A 17,685-nucleotide genomic window follows, 5' to 3' on the forward strand; every position below is an offset into this window, starting at 1 on the left:
TCGCCACAGAGGGCAGTGCCAGCCATGACCTTGCGTTAACTCCAAACCTCAGAGGTCCCATGCCCAATCGTCCCGCTCTCGACGCCACCACTACCCGCTGGTTGCCGTGGGTGGTGGCCATTGCGTTCTTCATGCAGTCCCTCGACGGGACCATCCTCAATACCGCCCTGCCCGCCATGGCCCGGGACCTGGCGGAAAACCCGTTGCGCATGCAGGGCGTCATCATTGCCTACATGCTCACCGTGGCCTTGCTGATTCCAGCATCGGGCTGGATCGCCGACCGTTTTGGCACCAGGAAAATCTTCTTCGGCGCGATCCTGCTGTTCAGTATCGGCTCACTGCTCTGCGCGCTATCGAGCACCTTGAGCATGCTGATCGGCGCCCGGGTCATTCAGGGCCTGGGCGGCGCGCTGATGCTGCCGGTCGGGCGGTTGGTGGTATTGCGCGCCTACCCGCGCTCGGAACTGGTGCGCACCATGGGCTTCATCACCATTCCCGGCCTGCTCGGCCCCTTGCTCGGCCCGACTACGGGCGGCTGGATGGTGCAATACCTGACCTGGCACTGGATCTTCCTGATCAACTTGCCGGTTGGCCTGATCGGTTGCTACGCCGTGTGGAAATTCATCCCGGACCTGCGCGGCACCGAGCGCACCCGTTTCGATGGGCCGGGGTTTTTGATGTTCGGCGCGGCGATGGTGCTGATCACCATTGCCATGGAAGGCCTGGGCGAATTGCACCTGCCGCACTTGCGCGTGATGTTGCTGCTGTTCGGCGGCATGGCGTGCCTGGCGGCGTACTGGCTGCGGGCCGTGCACACCGAAAATCCGTTGTTCCCGCCGGCGCTGTTCAAGACCCGGACCTTTGCCGTCGGCATTCTGGGTAACCTGTTCGCCCGCCTGGGCAGCGGCGCCCTGCCGTTTCTGGTGCCGCTGTTGCTGCAAGTGGCGCTGGGGTACTCACCGTCCCAGGCCGGGATGAGCATGTTGCCGCTGGCGCTGGCGGCCATGCTCGCCAAGTCCGTCGCGCGGCCGCTGATCGAACGCCTGGGATATCGCATAATCCTGACCGGTAACACGCTGGCGCTGGGCATCATGCTGGCGAGCATGGGGCTGGTCAGCGAACAGACGCCCTACTGGCTACTGTTGGCGCAACTCGCCGTGCTGGGAGCGATCAACTCCTTGCAGTTCACTGCGATGAACACCGTCACGCTCATCGACCTCGACGACGCCAGCGCCAGCAGCGGCAACAGCCTGTTGTCGGTGGTTGCGCAATTGTCACTAAGCCTGGGCGTTGCCTGCGCCGGCGCCCTGCTCGGCGGCTTTACCGCAGAGATCGCAAGTAATGGCGTGAGTAGCGTTCTCGGAGCCTTCCAACTGACCTTTTTGACGGTCGGCATCATGGCCATGCTGGCGGCGGCAATCTTTTTGCAACTCTCGCCAAAAGACGGACGGCGGGGCAGACGTCCGGAACAACACATCGAGCCTTAGTTTCCAGACGATAAGTGCCTCCGCTCGCCTTGCCTGGTCGTCGCTCGGCGACTTCTCGTCTGGAAACTGCGGGCGAATGGCCAGCGGACTGGTACACTGCGCGACATTTTGTTTTGCAGGCCAGTCCCGTGACCACCATCGCCACCGCTTTTAATACTTTGCCGCTGTCCGCCGCCATGCTGGCTAACCTCGACTCCCTCGGTTATGCCCAGATGACGCCGATTCAGGCGCAAAGCTTGCCGGTGATCCTCAAGGGGATGGACCTGATCGCCCAGGCCAAGACCGGCAGCGGCAAGACCGCCGCCTTCGGTATCGGCCTGTTGAACCCGATCAATCCGCGCTTCTTCGGTTGCCAGGCGCTGGTCATCTGCCCGACCCGTGAGCTGGCCGACCAGGTGGCCAAGGAAATCCGTCGCCTGGCCCGCGCCGAAGACAACATCAAGGTCCTGACCCTGTGCGGCGGCGTGTCCTTCGGCCCGCAGATCGGTTCGCTGGAACACGGCGCGCACATCATCGTCGGCACCCCGGGGCGCATTCAGCAGCACCTGCGCAAGGGCTCGCTGGTACTCCACGGCCTGAACACGCTGATCCTCGACGAAGCCGACCGCATGCTCGACATGGGTTTCTACGACTCCATCGAAGAAATCATCGCTCAGTGCCCGGAGCGTCGCCAGACCCTGCTGTTCTCCGCCACCTACCCGGTGGGCATCAAGCAACTGGCCTCGAAGTTCATGCGCAACCCGCAGCAAGTGAAGGCCGAGGCGTTCCACGACGACACGCAGATCGAGCAGCGTTTCTACGAGATTTCCCCTGAAGAACGCATGAGCGCGGTGACCAAGGTGCTCGGCCACTTCCGCCCGGCCTCCTGCGTAGCCTTCTGCTTCACCAAGCAGCAGGTCCAGGAAACCGTCGATCACCTGACCGCCAAAGGCATCTCGGCCGTTGGTCTGCACGGTGACCTGGAACAGCGTGACCGCGACCAGGTCCTGGCAATGTTCGCCAACCGCAGCACCTCGGTACTGGTGGCCACCGACGTCGCCGCCCGTGGTCTGGACATCGACGCACTGGACATGGTGATCAACGTTGAACTGGCCCGCGACTCGGAAATTCACATTCACCGTGTAGGCCGTACCGGTCGCGCCGGTGAGAAAGGCATCGCCATCAGCCTGGTTGCCCCGTCCGAAGCCCACCGCGCCCAAGCCATCGAACAACTGCAGAAGTCGCCACTGAGCTGGGATCAAATCAACAACCTGACGTCCCAGGGCGGCGGTCCGCTGCTGCCGGCCATGAGCACCCTGTGCATCGGCGCTGGCCGTAAAGACAAGGTTCGCCCGGGCGACATCCTTGGCGCACTGACCGGCGATGCCGGTATTCCGGGCGCCCAGGTCGGCAAGATCGCGATTTTCGACTTCCAGGCTTATGTGGCTGTCGACCGCACCATCGCCAAACAGGCTGTGCAACGCTTGAGCGACGGTAAAATCAAAGGCCGCTCGCTGCGCGTTCGCATCTTATAAGAACAGCGCACTTCCCTGTGGGAGCGAGCTTGCTCGCGATAGCGGACTGACAGACAACAACTATGTTGAATGTGCTGGCCCCATCGCGAGCAAGCTCGCTCCCACATTAGTTTTGTGGTGACACATTGTGAGGACACCGTTTTGCGCTCTACCGAAGTCGTGATCATTGGCGCTGGCGCCGCAGGTTTGATGTGTGCGCTGACCGCCGCCGGGCGCGGGCGCAAGGTGATGTTGCTCGACCACGCGAACAAAGCTGGCAAGAAAATCCTCATGTCTGGTGGTGGACGCTGCAACTTCACCAACATGTACACCGAACCTGGCAATTTTCTCTCGCAAAACGCGCATTTCTGCAAATCCGCGCTGGCGCGTTATACCCAGTGGGATTTCATCGGGATGGTCGCCAAACACGGCGTGCCGTACCACGAGAAGAAACTCGGCCAGCTGTTCTGCGATAACAAATCCAGCGACATCCTCGAAATGCTGCTCAACGAGTGCGATCAGGTCGGCGTCAGCCTGCACCTGGATACCTCGATCCAGACCATCGAAAAACTCGAAAGCGGCTACCTGCTGGAAACCACGTTGGGCCAACTGACCTGCGAATCCCTGGTGATCGCCACGGGCGGTTTGTCGATCCCGACCCTGGGCGCTACCGGTTTCGGTTATCAGGTGGCCAGGCAATTCGGCCACACCTTGTTGCCGACCCGCGCCGGCCCTGGTGCCGTTCACCATCACCGATCAGCTCAAAGAACTGTGTGGCGAGCTGTCCGGCACGTCGGTGGATTGCCTGGTGAGCTGCAACGACCAGAGTTTTCGCGAGAACATCCTGTTCACTCACCGCGGCCTTAGCGGCCCGGCGATTCTGCAGATTTCCTCGTTCTGGCAATCCGGTGACACGGTTGAAATCAACCTGCTGCCCGACCACGACGTACCGGGCTGGCTGCAACAGCAGCAAGCCGAACGCCCGAACAGCGAACTGAAAACCCTGCTCGGCGAGATCTTCACCAAGAAGATGGCCAACCTGTTGGCCGACAACTGGTTCGTCTCCAAACCGATGAAGCAGTACACCCACGCCGAACTCGCGGACATCGCCGAAAAACTCGCGAGTTGGAAAGTCGTGCCGGCCGGCACCGAAGGCTACCGCACCGCCGAAGTGACGCTGGGTGGCGTCGACACCCATGAAGTCTCGTCCAAGACCATGGAATCCCTGAAAAGCCCTGGTTTGTACTTTGTCGGCGAAGTGCTGGACGTCACCGGCCACCTGGGCGGTTTCAACTTCCAATGGGCCTGGGCTTCGGGTTATGCGGCGGCGCAGTACGTCTAACGCGATGTAAATCACATGTGGAAGCAGGCCTTTGTGGCGAGAGAGCTTGCTCCCGCTGGCCTGCGAAGCAGGCCCAAAACCCGTCATTACAATCTGCCAGACAAACCGCATTCGCAGGATTTACGACGGCTACGCCGCCGAGCGGGAGCAAGCTCCCTCGCCACAGGTTCAATGCAGACCTGAAATCTTCACCAAGCAAGGAACAGTTTTTGCTGCCAGATGTGATCGGCGCCATTGCGCCGTCGTCATTACTGGCTCAATTTAGCTGCATTGCCCCGGAAGGCCTTCGCACTTCATGTCATCGACTCCACTTCGTCAGTCTCTGCGTCGCCTCTGGGCACTGGATAAATTCAGCTATAGCGTGCGGGTGTTCATCGCCCTGACCGGCAGCATGGCGCTGTGCTGGTATCAGGATGAAATGGGCCTGTTGATCCCGTTGTTCCTGGGGATTATCGCCAGCGCCCTGGCCGAGACCGACGACAGTTGGCAGGGTCGCCTCAATGCGCTCGCCGTGACGCTGGTGTGTTTCAGCGTCGCCGCCTTCTCGGTCGAGTTGTTATTCCCCTACCCGTACGTCTTCGTGTTCGCCCTGGCATTGGCCAGTTTCGGCCTGACCATGCTCGGTGCCTTGGGCGAACGGTATGGGGCGATTGCTTCAGCGACGCTGATCCTCTCGGTGTACACCATGATTGGCGTGGACCAGCGCGGTGGCGCGGTCACCGACCTCTGGCATGAACCGGTGCTGCTGGTGGCCGGCGCGGCCTGGTACGGCTTGCTCTCGGTACTCTGGCAGGCGTTGTTTTCCAACCAACCGGTGCAACAAAGCCTGGCGCGACTGTTCCGCGAGCTGGGTTTTTACCTGAAACTCAAATCGTCATTGTTCGAACCGATCCGGCAGATGGACGTCGAGGCCCGTCGGCTGGAACTGGCGCAGCAGAATGGCCGGGTGGTCGCCGCGCTCAATGCGGCCAAGGAAATCATCCTGCACCGGGTCGGCAATGGCCGGCCGGGGTCGAAAGTCAGCCGCTACCTGAAGCTGTACTTCCTGGCGCAGGACATCCACGAACGCGCCAGTTCCTCGCACTACCCTTACAACGCCTTGGCTGAAGCCTTCTTCCACAGCGACGTGCTGTTCCGCTGCCAACGCCTGCTGCGCCAGCAAGGCAAGGCCTGCCGGGCGCTGGCCGAGTCGATCCAGATGCGCCAGCCGTTCGTCTACGACGCCACGTTCGCCGAAGCCCTGAACGACCTGCACGCTTCCCTCGAACACCTGCGCATCCAGAGCAACCCGGCCTGGCGCGGGCTGCTGCGTTCGTTGCGTGCGCTGGCCGCAAACCTGGGCACCCTCGACCGGTTGCTCAGCGACGCCAGCAACCCCGACAACCTCGCCGACGCCACCGACAGCAGCCTGCTCGATCGCTCGCCGCGCAACCTCAAGGACGTCTGGAGCCGCTTGCGTACCCAGCTCACGCCGACCTCGTTGTTGTTCCGGCATGCCCTGCGCTTGCCCCTGGCGCTGACCATCGGCTACGGCATGGTGCATTTGATCCACCCGTCGCAAGGCTACTGGATCATCCTCACCACACTGTTCGTCTGCCAACCGAACTACGGCGCCACGCGGCGCAAACTCGGCCAGCGGATTGTCGGCACAGCGATTGGCCTGACGGTGGCGTGGGCGTTGTTCGACCTGTTCCCCAACCCGCTGGTGCAATCGTGTTTCGCCATCGCCGCCGGGGTGGTGTTCTTTATCAACCGCACCACCCGCTACACCCTGGCCACGGCAGCAATCACCTTGATGGTGCTCTTCTGCTTCAACCAGGTGGGCGACGGTTACGGGCTGTTTCTGCCAAGGCTGTTCGACACCTTGCTCGGCAGTTTGATTGCGGGGCTCGCGGTGTTCCTGTTCCTGCCGGACTGGCAGGGCCGTCGGCTGAACAAAGTGCTGGCCAACACCCTGACGTGCAACAGCATTTACCTGCGGCAAATCATGCTGCAATACGCGGCGGGTAAAAGTGATGACCTGGCTTATCGGCTGGCGCGACGCAATGCACACAACGCCGACGCCGCGTTGTCGACCACCCTGGCCAACATGCTCATGGAACCAGGGCATTTCCGTAAGGAGGCCGATGTCGGGTTCCGTTTCCTGGTGCTCTCCCACACCTTGCTCAGCTACTTGTCGGGCCTGGGCGCGCACCGCGAAACCCAGCTGCCGCCCGATGTGCGTGAACAGTTGATCGACGGTGCCGGGGTGAGTCTGGCGGCCAGCATCGACGAAATCGCCCAGGGGCTGGCGAGCAAACTGCCGATTGCGATTCAGAGCGACGAGGAAGAAGCGTTGGCCGCGACGCTGGAGCAGATGCCCGATGAAATCGACGAAGGCCAGCGATTGGTGCAAACCCAACTGGCGCTGATCTGCCGACAGTTGGGACCGTTGCGGACCTTGGCGGCGCACCTCATTAAAGACACCAGCGAAGATTGAGGACACGCGCACACCCCTGTGGCGAGCGAGCTTGTTCGCGTTCGGGTGCGTAGCAGCCGTAAACCGGTAAATGGTTTTCTACCTGACACATTGAGTGGCTTGTATTGGGTCGCTTCGCAACCCAGCGGGACGGTGCGGCGTTCCGACAAGCTCCCTCGCCACAGCAGCAAACCTCACATCCCATGCTGCTTCATCAATCGGTCATAGCTGCCGTCCGCCTTCATCTTGGCGATCTCGCGGTCGAAACCCGCGACGATTTGCGCATGCTCGGGGTTCTTCAGACTGACCAGGATGTGCAGGCTGTTTTCGCTCAAGGGCTTGGGCAGGAACTCCACTGCGTTGCGCACTTTGGATGATTCCCGGGCCAGGTAGTAACGGGCCACGTATTCGTCTTCGAGAGTCAGCTTCACGCGGTCGGCCGCCAGCATACGCACGGCCATGGCGAAGTTATGCACCGGCACTTTCTGCAACGCCGCATCGCCGTCGAACTCCGCCGAATAGGCGTAACCCCGCACCACCGCAATCGGGTACATGTGCAGTTGCTGCAACGTGTTGTACTCCAGCGGTGCATCTTTGCGCTTGATGAACCGTATGCGGTTCAGCAGGTACTCATTGGAGAACTGCCCCAATTGTGTGCGCGCCTTGTCGTACCAGGCATTAACCAGCACGTCATAGCGCCCCTCGCCCACACCCAGCAGTGCCCGTGCCCAAGGCACCTGCTCGAACTCGCTGGCATACCCCGCCCGCGCCAACGCGGTACTGACGATATCAGTGGCCAGCCCCCCGTTGACCAGCGTCGCGTCGGTGAACGGCGGCCAGGCATCGGCAACCAGACGCAATTTTTCCGCTGCAGCGCTCTGGGTCAGCAACAGCAATCCAATCAAAGCACAGGCTCGATGCAATCGCGGCATGCTAAAAAATCCTTAGCGGGCGGGAAGCCCAGCGTGTTTTTAGCCAAAACTCAAAGGCCGGTATACCGACAAACGGCCACAGGCCCGGCCCTAACATTAGCTCATTGAAGCCAGTGCACGGAGCTACCTCGCAGATTACACAAAGAAGACAATCTGGCGAGAAATGAATGATGGCATTTTGGCCTTTATCACACATTGCGTCGCCAACGCAGGCAAGACATCCGACGGCAGGGCGCTTAGTATCGAAACCAGGCTTCTGACAGGACGAAAAGAATGACAATCGATTGGGTCTGTAAACATCACAGCGATCTGGGCAAGGAACAGCTCTACGCCATTTTGCGCTTGCGTGCCGAAGTGTTCGTGGTCGAGCAGAAATGCACCTATCAAGACCTCGATGAACAGGACCTGGATGGCGATACCTGCCACTTGATGGGCTGGGACGGTGATCGGTTGGTCGCGTATCTGCGCCTGCTGGACCCGACCTCACAGGGCGGTGACGTGGTGATTGGCCGGGTCATCGTCGCCCCGCCAGCGCGGGGCACCGGGCTGGGCCACGAGTTGCTGAGCCAGGGCCTGAAGCAGGCCGAAAAACACTGGCCGGAAATCTCGATCTATCTGTCCGCCCAGGCGCATTTGCAGGCGTACTACGCACGGTACGGTTTTGTGGTGGCGGGCGAAGAATACCTGGAGGACGATATTCCGCACATCGGTATGCGCCGGGCTTAAGAGTTACGACAGACTCTGGAATCACCCTCACCCTCTCCCCTCTGGGGCGGTCCGACGTTTCGGGAGGGTTGGGGTGAGGGGTCGGTCTAAAGCGAACCCAGCCGTCAGGGATACTCAAGCACCGCTTTGATCTGCCGAAGATTGCGCTCGATCCATCCCCGGTCAATGGCCCCCCACTCGCGAATCCGATAACGGCCTGCATGATTGCGCGCACCGCCTTGCTGCTCGAACTCGCAGACAATGTCCAGATCCGCCAATGCCGCAATGGTGTCCTGGGCCGTGCGCCGGGGCATGCCGGTCACTTCGGTCAACGCCGGGACACTGCTGGCCAGCCCGCTGTCGATCAGGTACGCCACGTACAACCGGCGGTAAAAGCTGCTTTTGGTCTTGCTCACGTCCATCCACACACTCCTTGTTGCAAGGCTTACTGCATATCCCGCCAGGTCAGGTACACCCGCAGATCGAACTCCACCTGGTGATACCCCGGCAACATGTGTTCGCACAACTTGTAGAACGCCTTGTTGTGATCCGACTCTTTGAAATGCGCCAACTCATGCACCACGATCATTTTCAGAAACTCGGGCGCCGCGTCCTTGAACAATGACGCGATGCGAATTTCTTTCTTGGCCTTGAGCTTGCCACCCTGCACCCGGGATATCGCAGTGTGCAGGCCCAATGCGCGGTGGGTCAGGTCGAGGCGGTTATCGAACAGCACCTTGTCGATGGCCGGCGCATTGCGCAAATACTCCTGCTTGAGTTCCAGTGCGTAGCTGTACAGCGCCTTGTCGCTCTGCACCGCATGTTTCTCTGGATAACGTTGAGTGAGGTAAGCACCCAGCCGATCTTGAGCAATCAGCTGCTGAACCTGCTCTTGCAATGCGGGGGGATAAGCCTGGAGGTATTTGAGCACGGTCATGGGGCGGCGGCAGAGTCACGAAAGGTCGCCAGTGTAACGAATTCAGGTTCCCAGCGCGCTCCAGTCGAAAGGCTGCACAAACTGGCCGGCGTCCTCGGCCATCAGCGGTCGCGCCACCAGGAAGCCTTGCACGTACTCGCAACCGTTGGCCTGCAACCACTGATACTGCGCAGGCGTCTCCACCCCTTCGGCGATCACCAGCACGCCGAATTCCTTGCACAGATCGATCACGCTACGGGCGATCGCCGCATCCCGTGGCGACTCCAGCAACCGGGCGATCAGGTGCCGGTCCAGTTTGAGGGTGTCGAACTCAAGATCGCGCAAATACGCCAACGAACACGGCCCGGAGCCAAAATCGTCCAGCGCCACTCGCACCCCTAGGTTGCGCAGCAAACGCAGTTGTTTGCGGGACTCATCGAGGTTCTGCATCAGGGCGTCTTCGGTGATCTCGACCTCAAGCTGACGTGGCTGCAACGCGTGGCGCTCCAGCACCTGGCGCAACTCCGTCACCAGGTTCGGCATGCCGAACTGGGTGCTGCTCAAGCTCACGCCCAGCACCAGGTCATCGGCGAACACGCCCTCCCAGGCTTTTCGCTGGCCCGCACCGCGATGGTAAATCCAGCTGCCCAGGCGGCTGATCAGCCGCACCTCTTCCAGCAACGGTAAAAACAGCCCCGGCGGCACATCGCCCACACTGGGATGCTGCCAGCGCAACAGCGCTTCAAACCCGCGCAGACGGCCGTCGGCAATCGACACCTGAGGTTGATACACGAGGTTGAAATCCTTGTTTTCAATGGCCGTGCGCACGCTCTCTTCGAGCATCAGGCGCGAACGGGCACGGCCATTCATTTCATGATCGTAAAAGCGATACTGCTGACGCCCCGCTCGCTTGGCTTCATACATGGCGATGTCGGATGCGCGCAGCAATCCGTCGAGGTTGGAACCGCAATCGGGATAGGTGGCAATGCCGATGCTGGCGCCCAGCACCACGTCCATGCCTTCGATCTGCTGACAGATCGACAACCGCTCGATGAGCTTCTCGGCAATCTTGGCCGCCTGCTCTGCAAACTCCAGGTCCAGCAACGCGGTGAACTCGTCGCCGCCCATTCGCGCCAGGATATCGAAGGGCCGCAAACAGGCTTTCAGCTGTTCGGAAACCCAACGCAACACACGGTCACCCGCGTCGTGCCCGAGTGAATCATTGACCCGTTTGAAGCCGTCCAGGTCCAGGTAAAGCAGCACCCATGAACTGTCCGTACGTTCGCCGCGCAACAGCAGGTTTTCGACGGTCTGGTAAAACCCGCGCCGGTTGAGCAGCCCGGTCAACGGGTCAGTAACGGCCTGGAACTCCAGTTGCTGGTGCAAGTGGCGCACCACCGACATGTCCAGCACGGTCACCACCATGGCCTTTTGTTCAGGGGGCAGCGGCGCACAGGACAACGCCACGGGCACTTGTTGGCCGGGGGCCGTGCGCAGCAGCGCGTCATGCACGCGCCAGGTTTCACCGCGGCGGTAACTGGCGTTGATCGGCGAATCGCTCCACTGGGGAATATGGGGTTTTTGCAGGAACTCCAGAAACGGCGCGCCTTGCAGCTCTGCGACCGGCGCATTGAGCAGGCGCGACATGGCCGGGTTGGCGAACCGTATCACCCCGTCCTCGCCCACCACCAGAATGCCTTCGGCGGCGTTATCCAGCACCGAGGCATTAAAGGCCCGCGCCACTTCCAGGTCATGGCTCAGGCGTTGCAGTGCCCGACGATTGCGCTGGTGCTCAAGCAGCGCCTGGACTTTGGGTTTGAGGATTTGCGGGTCGAAGGGTTTGAACAGGTAATCCACCGCGCCACTGGCATAGCCCTTGATCACGGCATCCTGGGACTGCTCGTTGGCGGTCAGGAAGATGATCGGGGTGAGGCGGGTCCGCTGGCTGCCGCGCATCAGGCGGGCGACTTCAAAACCATCCATGCCGGGCATCTGCACATCCAGCAGTACCAGGTCGACTTCGTGTTCAAGCAACAGGCTCAGTGCCTCGATCCCCGAGGCGGCGGTCATCACCTGCCAGTCCTGGCGCTGTAACAAGGCGCGCATGCTGAGCAGGTTTTCGGGGTAATCATCGACGATCAATAGGACTGAGCTGCCTTCACCTGGCTTCGGTTGCGCGCATTCCATGCTGCTTCTCTTGTCGGGAACGTCAGGCCGGCTGCCGTGAAAAACCGGACAATTACTGAGTCATCACTCTAGACCCGGTTCTGCGAAAGCAGTAGGTATCAGGACGCCATCACCCGGCCAAAGCCATGGTCAACCGACTAACGGTCGCTCACCAAACCCCATGAAACCGGGAAGGATGGCAATTCGACAGAAGGTTGACGCCAGCCGTCCGCCGGACGGGCGTTAACAAGGGCACCTTCTACGCTTATAAAGACCGCCCTCTAAGGTGCGAGCTAAAGCCTCGGGCGTTCCTCGCACGGTAAAAACTCGCGGAAGGTTTGAACATGATCGATCTGGCAACCTGGAACCTGAGCGTTCCCGTCGGCAGCCCACCTGCAACCATCGACACCCCAAAACTGGTGAGTGGCTTCAAGGATCAGTACTTCCATTCCGATACCGGCACGTTGTTTTTCTGGTCCCCGGTGACTGGCTCACGTACCGAAAATGCGATTTACCCGCGCAGCGAATTGCGCGAGACCTACAGCAACGGCACCCTGCGCAACTGGCTCTACCCCGAAGCCGATAACTTGTTGCGCGCGACCCTGACGGTGAACCAGGTGCCAAGTTCGGGCAAGATCGTCATCGGCCAGATCCATGCCTATAACAGTCAAAAACCGCTGGTGAAGGTCGAGTACCAGTACAAGACCAGCACGCTGACCGGCAACATCGTCGCCAAGGTGCGCATGCGCCCGGATGACGAAGAAGGCCGGGTGATCACCATCGCCACCGGGGTAAAACTGGACCAGAGCTTTTCCTACCTGATCCACCTCAGCCCCGGCGGAGCCTTGGGTATCAGCGCCGCGGGCTACCAGTGGGACACGAAGATCAGCGCCACCTGGCGCGACAAACCGCTGTACTTCAAGGCTGGGGTGTATGTGCAGGACAACACCGGATACACCAGCGAGGGCGGCAAGGTGACGTTCAGCAAGCTGGACATCGATCACGACAAACCCTGAAGACCTGATCGCTCTCACTGTGAGGCGCTCGGGCATTCATCCTGTGACGCTCTGCGTCACATCAGCGAAGGGAGCGGCACTCCCACGCAGAGCGTGGGAGCGATCCACACCTTTACATCTTCGAACCGACGTCAGGGGGTCAGCGTGAAGGTTGAGTCCAAGACTTCGAATGGATTCGGAGTGTTATTGGGACTGGAAATTACAGTCACTTTCAGACCGACTCGTTGGGTCTCGCTGAAACCAATCTGCGTAGTGTAGGTGGTCCCCGAGCCCCCAGGCAAAAGTTGCCCCAAACTTGTAGACCTCCCTGACCAGCTCAGAAGAACAGTGCCACCCACTGCCGACTTTAGTTTTAAAGTCATATTAACTATGCAGTAACCATATCGATCCCAATTTCTTTCAAACGCCATTACAGGAGCCAACGAGCCCTCCCGACTGCCAGAACTGAATGAGGCTTCCTGTGCCTGAGTCTCGCCTTCCCCGCGTGCATCTTCTGTCATTGACATAGCCGCTATCCTTTCGATCAACGATATTAGGGGAGCTGACTTGATTATCTGGCCACCCACTCTTTTGCATTACGCGTCGAATAGTAGGTCGTCACTGATCGGGGGCCAACTGTCAGAAATAACAGTCTTTAATACAACTTCGGACTACCTGGGCAGCATATTCACAAGAAAAAATATAAGGCGCACATAAGCAGTCACGAACGGCCAGGTTCAATGACAGCGCCCACAAAAAACCCGCCTCTGGCGGGTTCTTGTTAACGCGATCAAACACTCAGGCTTAGTTGACCTTGGCGTTCAACTCACCTTTCAGATAACGCTGGTACATCGCTTCCAGGGAGATCGGCTTGATCTTCGAAGCGTTGCCCGCGGTACCGAAGGCTTCATAACGTGCGATGCACACGTCGCGCATGGCCGTCACGGTGGCGCCGAAGAATTTACGCGGGTCGAACTCGCTCGGGTTGGTGGCCATCAGGCGACGCATCGCACCGGTGGAGGCCAGGCGCAGGTCGGTGTCGATGTTGACCTTGCGCACGCCGTGCTTGATGCCTTCGACGATTTCTTCAACCGGGACGCCGTAGGTTTCTTTGATGTCGCCGCCGTACTGGTTGATGATAGCCAGCCACTCTTGCGGCACCGAAGAAGAACCGTGCATCACCAGGTGGGTGTTCGGGATGCGTTTGTGGATTTCCTTGATACGGTCGATGGCCAACACGTCGCCGGTAGGCGGCTTGGTGAACTTGTACGCGCCGTGGCTGGTGCCGATGGCGATGGCCAGGGCGTCGACCTGAGTGCGCTTGACGAAGTCGGCGGCTTCTTCCGGGTCGGTCAGCATCTGGCTGTGATCCAGAACGCCTTCGGCACCGATGCCGTCTTCTTCACCGGCCATGCCGGTTTCCAGCGAACCCAGGCAGCCCAGCTCGCCTTCTACCGAGACGCCGCAGGCGTGAGCCAGGGCTACGGTTTGTTGGGTGACGCGCACGTTGTAGTCGTAGTCGGTCGGGGTCTTGCCGTCTTCGCCCAGGGAGCCGTCCATCATGACCGAGCTGAAGCCCAGTTGAATGGAGCGCTGGCAGACGTCAGGGCTGGTGCCGTGGTCCTGGTGCATGCACACCGGGATGTGCGGGAACTCTTCGATTGCCGCCAGAATCAGGTGACGCAGGAATGGCGCGCCAGCGTATTTACGGGCGCCGGCCGAAGCCTGGACGATCACCGGGGAGTCAGTCTTGTCAGCGGCTTCCATGATGGCGCGCATTTGTTCAAGGTTGTTGACGTTGAAAGCTGGAACGCCGTAGCCGAATTCGGCTGCGTGGTCCAGCATCTGGCGCATGCTGATGAGTGCCATTGTGTGTGTCTCTCCCGGTTGAGGGTCGTTAATCGTGCAAGCCTGCCGTAGCGGCGGCTGCTATTCAAGTTATTGCAGATCGGGGGTAAGGCCGGGCTGCGAATTCGGTAAACATAAATCTTGTGTGTTACGAAGAACCCTGTGGCGAGCGAGCTTGCTCGCGCTCGGCTGCGAAGCAGTCGTAAACCGTTTGACTCGGTCTTTCTGAAACACTGAGTCGACTGGCTTTGGGACCGCTTCGCGCTCCAGCGGGAGCAAGCTCCCTCGCCACAAAAGCCCTGCGGCCAGCGGTATTACTTGGCTTTACAGCCGCGGCCGATCAAATCATTGGTGGCGACCCAGTACACCAGGCCTTCCTCACCCTTTACGTGAAACGCCAGCATGTCGTTGCTGTACAGCGAACCCGAGCCGCTTGGCTCCAGCTTCAAGCGATAGACCTGATCGGCCCCGCCCAGACGCACATCGACTTCCTTGCGGCTGTCATCGGTAAAACGCCAGACCACTTTGGCCTCGCTGTCGCAGGTCCAGGTCGTCCAGTTGTCCGTTTTGGGCGACTGAAGCAGGTTCAAGTTGGCGCAACCTGCCAGCAATGCCAGTGCCGCAACGGCGATAAAGCCTTTCATCGGTGTTCCTCGGCTGACGGCACACACTGCCAGCCCTGGGAGTTAGTGAGTCAGACCCGTCAAGGACAACCATGTTCCTTGGCCGGGGTCCGCGTCTCGTATTTATCCAGGCCATCAGGCCCGGAGCGCTTGTTGAGCACCGGATTGGTTTCCGCCTGCCAGTCGGCCTGGTAACAACCGTTTTCAGGCGTCGCCGTCTCCGGCGCCGACGCGGCATTCGGGGTGCTCCCGCAGCCGGCCAGCAACGCCGCGACGATCAACAGCGGTAACGTCTTGACCATGAAAACACTCCTTTGCCTGGTCAATGGGCGGCTTACGCCTTGGCCCGGCTTTCCAGGACTTCAACGGCTGGCAGCACTTTGCCCTCGACGAATTCGAGGAACGCGCCACCGCCGGTAGAAATGTAGGAGATCTGTTCGCCAACGCCATATTTATCGATGGCCGCCAGGGTGTCGCCACCGCCCGCGATGGAGAACGCCGAGCTCTCAGCGATGGCCTGGGCCAGAACTTTGGTGCCGTTGCCGAACTGGTCGAATTCAAACACGCCGACCGGGCCGTTCCACAGGATGGTTTTCGACGACTTCAGCAGCTCGGCGAAATTCGCCGCGGTCTGTGGGCCGATGTCCAGGATCATGTCGTCTGCCGCCACGTCGGCGATCAGCTTGACGGTTGCGGTAGCGCTTTCAGCGAATTCCTTGGCAACCACCACGTCGACCGGCAACGGCACGCTGACTTTAGCGGCGATGGCGCGGGCAGTGTCCAGCAGGTCAGGTTCGTACAGCGACTTGCCAACCGGGTGGCCGGCAGCGGCCAGGAACGTGTTGGCAATGCCGCCGCCAACGATCAACTGGTTGCAGATCTGGCTCAGGCTGTTCAGTACGTCGAGCTTGGTCGAAACCTTGGAGCCGGCGACGATGGCAGCCATTGGCTGGGCCGGGGCGCCGAGGGCCTTGCCCAGTGCGTCCAGTTCGGCCGCCAGCAGCGGGCCTGCGGCAGCGACTTTGGCGAACTTGGCCACGCCGTGGGTCGAACCCTCGGCACGGTGAGCGGTGCCGAAGGCGTCCATCACGAACACGTCGCACAGGGCGGCGTATTGCTGGGCCAGTTCGTCAGCGTTCTTTTTCTCGCCCTTGTTGAAGCGCACGTTCTCGAACAGCACGATGTCGCCAGCCTTCACGTCAACGCCGCCCAGGTAGTCGGCCACCAGCGGCACGTCACGGCCCAAGGCCTTGCTCAGGTAATCCGCAACGGGCTTGAGGCTGTTCTCGGCCGAGAATTCGCCTTCAGTCGGACGGCCCAGGTGCGAGCAGACCATCACGGCCGCGCCTTTTTCCAGGGCCAGCTTGATGGTCGGCAGCGAGGCCAGGATTCGCGCATCGCTGGTGACAACACCGTCCTTGACTGGGACGTTGAGGTCTTCGCGGATCAGTACGCGCTTACCTTGCAGATCGAGGTCGGTCATCTTCAACACGGTCATGGGTCGCATTTCCTGGATAGCTGTTTTAGAGAGCAGGTTTTGGTTGTGGTGCAGCTGTGTGTAAATAGTGTTCTGCAACGTCCAGCATTCGGTTGGCAAAGCCCCATTCGTTGTCGAACCAGGCCAGTACGTTCACCAGCCTCGGACCGGAAACGCGGGTCTGACTGGCATCGACGATGGCCGAATGCGGGTCATGGTTGAAATCACAACTGGCGTGGGGCAACTCGGTGTAGGCCAACAGACCTTTGAGCGGGCCGCTGGTAGCCGCCTCACGCAGTATCCGGTTGACCTCGCTCGCATCGGTGTCGGTCACGGTCTGCATCGTGATGTCGAGGCAAGACACGTTAACCGTCGGCACGCGTACGGCTTTGGCCTGAATTCGCCCGGCAAGTTCCGGCAACAGGCGTTCGATGCCGCGCGCCAGACCGGTGGACACCGGGATCACCGACTGGAACGCCGAACGGGTGCGGCGCAGGTCTTCGTGATGATAGGCGTCGATCACCGGTTGGTCGTTCATCGCCGAGTGAATGGTGGTGATCGACACGTAATCCAGACCAAAGGCCTGGTCCAGCAGACGCAACAACGGCACGCCACAGTTGGTGGTGCAGGACGCGTTGGACACCAGCAGTTCATCGCCGGTCAGGCAATCCTGATTGACGCCGTAGACGATGGTGGCGTCGACATCCGCCTCGCTGGCCATCGGCTGGGAAAACAGCACGCGCGGCGCGCCGGCGTCGAGGAAACGCTGGCCGTCTGCGCGGGTGTTATAGGCGCCGGAGCATTCAAGCACCAGATCGACGCCAAGCGACGCCCAATCGATGCCTTCGGGGGTGGCACTGCGCAGGACCTTCACGCAATCGCCATTAATATGCAGACAATCGCCGTCGACCTTCACCTCGCCGGGAAAACGCCCGTGGGTGGAGTCGAAGCGTGTCAGGTATTCGATGCTGGCCATGTCGGCCAGATCGTTGATTGCAACAATTTCAAACCCGGCAGCCGCCCCTCGCTCGAACAAAGCACGCAAGACGCAACGACCAATCCGGCCGTAGCCGTTGAGTGCAACTTTGTAGGGACGCGGTTGAGGCATGGGGTTCTCGATACCTGGGTGAATCCGTTAGTGCGGCGTTGAATGTTCCATTGTCATCGCGAGCAAGCTCGCTCCCACAGGGTGTACACCTTCCATGTGGAAGCGAGCTTGCTCGCGATAGCGTCAGTTCAGACA

General features: G+C 60.4%; 14 protein-coding genes and 1 pseudogene. 6 read left to right on the forward strand and 9 right to left on the reverse strand.

The annotated features are described in order from the left end of the window. Positions 1-59: 59 nt before the first annotated feature. The 4 genes and pseudogenes from mdtD to yccS all read left to right on the forward strand — a co-directional run bounded on the left by mdtD (position 60) and on the right by yccS (position 6,801). Positions 60-1,487 (forward strand): multidrug transporter subunit MdtD, encoded by a 1,428-nt coding sequence (gene mdtD / locus AABM54_RS24220; protein WP_347902434.1) that lies wholly within the window; start codon positions 60-62, stop codon positions 1,485-1,487. A 176-nt stretch (positions 1,488-1,663) separates the two neighbouring features. After that, positions 1,664-3,001: an ATP-dependent RNA helicase DbpA gene (gene dbpA, locus AABM54_RS24225; RefSeq protein WP_347906290.1), complete on the forward strand. Its 1,338-nt coding sequence runs from the start codon at positions 1,664-1,666 to the stop codon at positions 2,999-3,001. Positions 3,002-3,142: 141 nt separating this feature from the next. Continuing rightward, positions 3,143-4,322, forward strand: a pseudogene (locus tag AABM54_RS24230) (NAD(P)/FAD-dependent oxidoreductase). A gap of 295 nt (positions 4,323-4,617) precedes the next feature. Next, a complete protein-coding gene (gene yccS, locus AABM54_RS24235; protein WP_347902435.1) occupies positions 4,618-6,801 on the forward strand; it encodes a YccS family putative transporter in 2,184 nt (727 codons plus the stop codon). A 173-nt stretch (positions 6,802-6,974) separates the two neighbouring features. On the opposite strand, the gene AABM54_RS24240 is transcribed toward yccS, so the two are convergent. After that, on the reverse strand, positions 6,975-7,712 hold the full coding sequence (locus AABM54_RS24240; protein WP_347902436.1) for a transporter substrate-binding domain-containing protein: 738 nt from the start codon (positions 7,710-7,712) through the stop codon (positions 6,975-6,977). Positions 7,713-7,985: 273 nt separating this feature from the next. Between AABM54_RS24240 and AABM54_RS24245 the strand changes: the two genes are divergently transcribed. Next, positions 7,986-8,438: a GNAT family N-acetyltransferase gene (locus AABM54_RS24245; protein ID WP_347902437.1), complete on the forward strand. Its 453-nt coding sequence runs from the start codon at positions 7,986-7,988 to the stop codon at positions 8,436-8,438. A 104-nt stretch (positions 8,439-8,542) separates the two neighbouring features. On the opposite strand, the gene AABM54_RS24250 is transcribed toward AABM54_RS24245, so the two are convergent. From AABM54_RS24250 to AABM54_RS24260, 3 genes are read right to left on the reverse strand one after another with little or no spacing between them, the layout of a single operon-like run. Beyond that, complete coding sequence (locus AABM54_RS24250; RefSeq protein ID WP_347902438.1) at positions 8,543-8,839, reverse strand: winged helix-turn-helix domain-containing protein; 297 nt, start codon at positions 8,837-8,839, stop codon at positions 8,543-8,545. A gap of 23 nt (positions 8,840-8,862) precedes the next feature. Then, a complete protein-coding gene (locus tag AABM54_RS24255) occupies positions 8,863-9,354 on the reverse strand; it encodes a M48 family metallopeptidase (RefSeq protein WP_347902439.1) in 492 nt (163 codons plus the stop codon). A gap of 42 nt (positions 9,355-9,396) precedes the next feature. Beyond that, entirely contained in the window at positions 9,397-11,520 is a 2,124-nt protein-coding gene (locus AABM54_RS24260; protein ID WP_347902440.1) for an EAL domain-containing protein, read from the reverse strand. A gap of 323 nt (positions 11,521-11,843) precedes the next feature. On the opposite strand from AABM54_RS24260, the gene AABM54_RS24265 reads away from it, so the two are divergent. After that, on the forward strand, positions 11,844-12,515 hold the full coding sequence (locus tag AABM54_RS24265) for a polysaccharide lyase family 7 protein (RefSeq protein ID WP_347902441.1): 672 nt from the start codon (positions 11,844-11,846) through the stop codon (positions 12,513-12,515). A 783-nt stretch (positions 12,516-13,298) separates the two neighbouring features. On the opposite strand, the gene fba is transcribed toward AABM54_RS24265, so the two are convergent. From fba to epd, 5 genes are all read right to left on the reverse strand, one after another. After that, entirely contained in the window at positions 13,299-14,363 is a 1,065-nt protein-coding gene (gene fba / locus AABM54_RS24270) for a class II fructose-bisphosphate aldolase (protein WP_027617054.1), read from the reverse strand. A 293-nt stretch (positions 14,364-14,656) separates the two neighbouring features. Then, complete coding sequence (locus AABM54_RS24275; protein WP_347902442.1) at positions 14,657-14,986, reverse strand: MliC family protein; 330 nt, start codon at positions 14,984-14,986, stop codon at positions 14,657-14,659. 59 nt (positions 14,987-15,045) lie between these two features. Beyond that, entirely contained in the window at positions 15,046-15,267 is a 222-nt protein-coding gene (locus AABM54_RS24280) for a hypothetical protein (protein WP_347902443.1), read from the reverse strand. 32 nt (positions 15,268-15,299) lie between these two features. Further along, the gene (locus AABM54_RS24285; RefSeq protein WP_347902444.1) at positions 15,300-16,463 is read right to left on the reverse strand and encodes a phosphoglycerate kinase; all 1,164 of its coding nucleotides are present in this window, start codon (positions 16,461-16,463) and stop codon (positions 15,300-15,302) included. A gap of 25 nt (positions 16,464-16,488) precedes the next feature. Next, entirely contained in the window at positions 16,489-17,550 is a 1,062-nt protein-coding gene (epd, locus tag AABM54_RS24290) for an erythrose-4-phosphate dehydrogenase (RefSeq protein WP_347902445.1), read from the reverse strand. Positions 17,551-17,685 lie beyond the last annotated feature (135 nt).

The sequence above is a fragment of the Pseudomonas purpurea genome (genome assembly GCF_039908635.1).
GTDB classification, from domain to species: domain Bacteria; phylum Pseudomonadota; class Gammaproteobacteria; order Pseudomonadales; family Pseudomonadaceae; genus Aquipseudomonas; species Aquipseudomonas purpurea.

Excerpts from the sequence above, each read along its gene's own strand:
- mdtD (WP_347902434.1), top strand. The coding sequence starts at position 60 with ATGCCCAATCGTCCCGCTCTCGACGCCACCACTACCCGCTGGTTGCCG.
- epd (WP_347902445.1), bottom strand. The coding sequence starts at position 17,550 with ATGCCTCAACCGCGTCCCTACAAAGTTGCACTCAACGGCTACGGCCGG.
- yccS (WP_347902435.1), top strand. The coding sequence starts at position 4,618 with ATGTCATCGACTCCACTTCGTCAGTCTCTGCGTCGCCTCTGGGCACTG.
- AABM54_RS24260 (WP_347902440.1), bottom strand. The coding sequence starts at position 11,520 with ATGGAATGCGCGCAACCGAAGCCAGGTGAAGGCAGCTCAGTCCTATTG.
- AABM54_RS24245 (WP_347902437.1), top strand. The coding sequence starts at position 7,986 with ATGACAATCGATTGGGTCTGTAAACATCACAGCGATCTGGGCAAGGAA.
- fba (WP_027617054.1), bottom strand. The coding sequence starts at position 14,363 with ATGGCACTCATCAGCATGCGCCAGATGCTGGACCACGCAGCCGAATTC.
- AABM54_RS24255 (WP_347902439.1), bottom strand. The coding sequence starts at position 9,354 with ATGACCGTGCTCAAATACCTCCAGGCTTATCCCCCCGCATTGCAAGAG.
- AABM54_RS24280 (WP_347902443.1), bottom strand. The coding sequence starts at position 15,267 with ATGGTCAAGACGTTACCGCTGTTGATCGTCGCGGCGTTGCTGGCCGGC.
- AABM54_RS24240 (WP_347902436.1), bottom strand. The coding sequence starts at position 7,712 with ATGCCGCGATTGCATCGAGCCTGTGCTTTGATTGGATTGCTGTTGCTG.
- AABM54_RS24265 (WP_347902441.1), top strand. The coding sequence starts at position 11,844 with ATGATCGATCTGGCAACCTGGAACCTGAGCGTTCCCGTCGGCAGCCCA.
- AABM54_RS24275 (WP_347902442.1), bottom strand. The coding sequence starts at position 14,986 with ATGAAAGGCTTTATCGCCGTTGCGGCACTGGCATTGCTGGCAGGTTGC.
- AABM54_RS24285 (WP_347902444.1), bottom strand. The coding sequence starts at position 16,463 with ATGACCGTGTTGAAGATGACCGACCTCGATCTGCAAGGTAAGCGCGTA.
- AABM54_RS24250 (WP_347902438.1), bottom strand. The coding sequence starts at position 8,839 with ATGGACGTGAGCAAGACCAAAAGCAGCTTTTACCGCCGGTTGTACGTG.
- dbpA (WP_347906290.1), top strand. The coding sequence starts at position 1,664 with ATGCTGGCTAACCTCGACTCCCTCGGTTATGCCCAGATGACGCCGATT.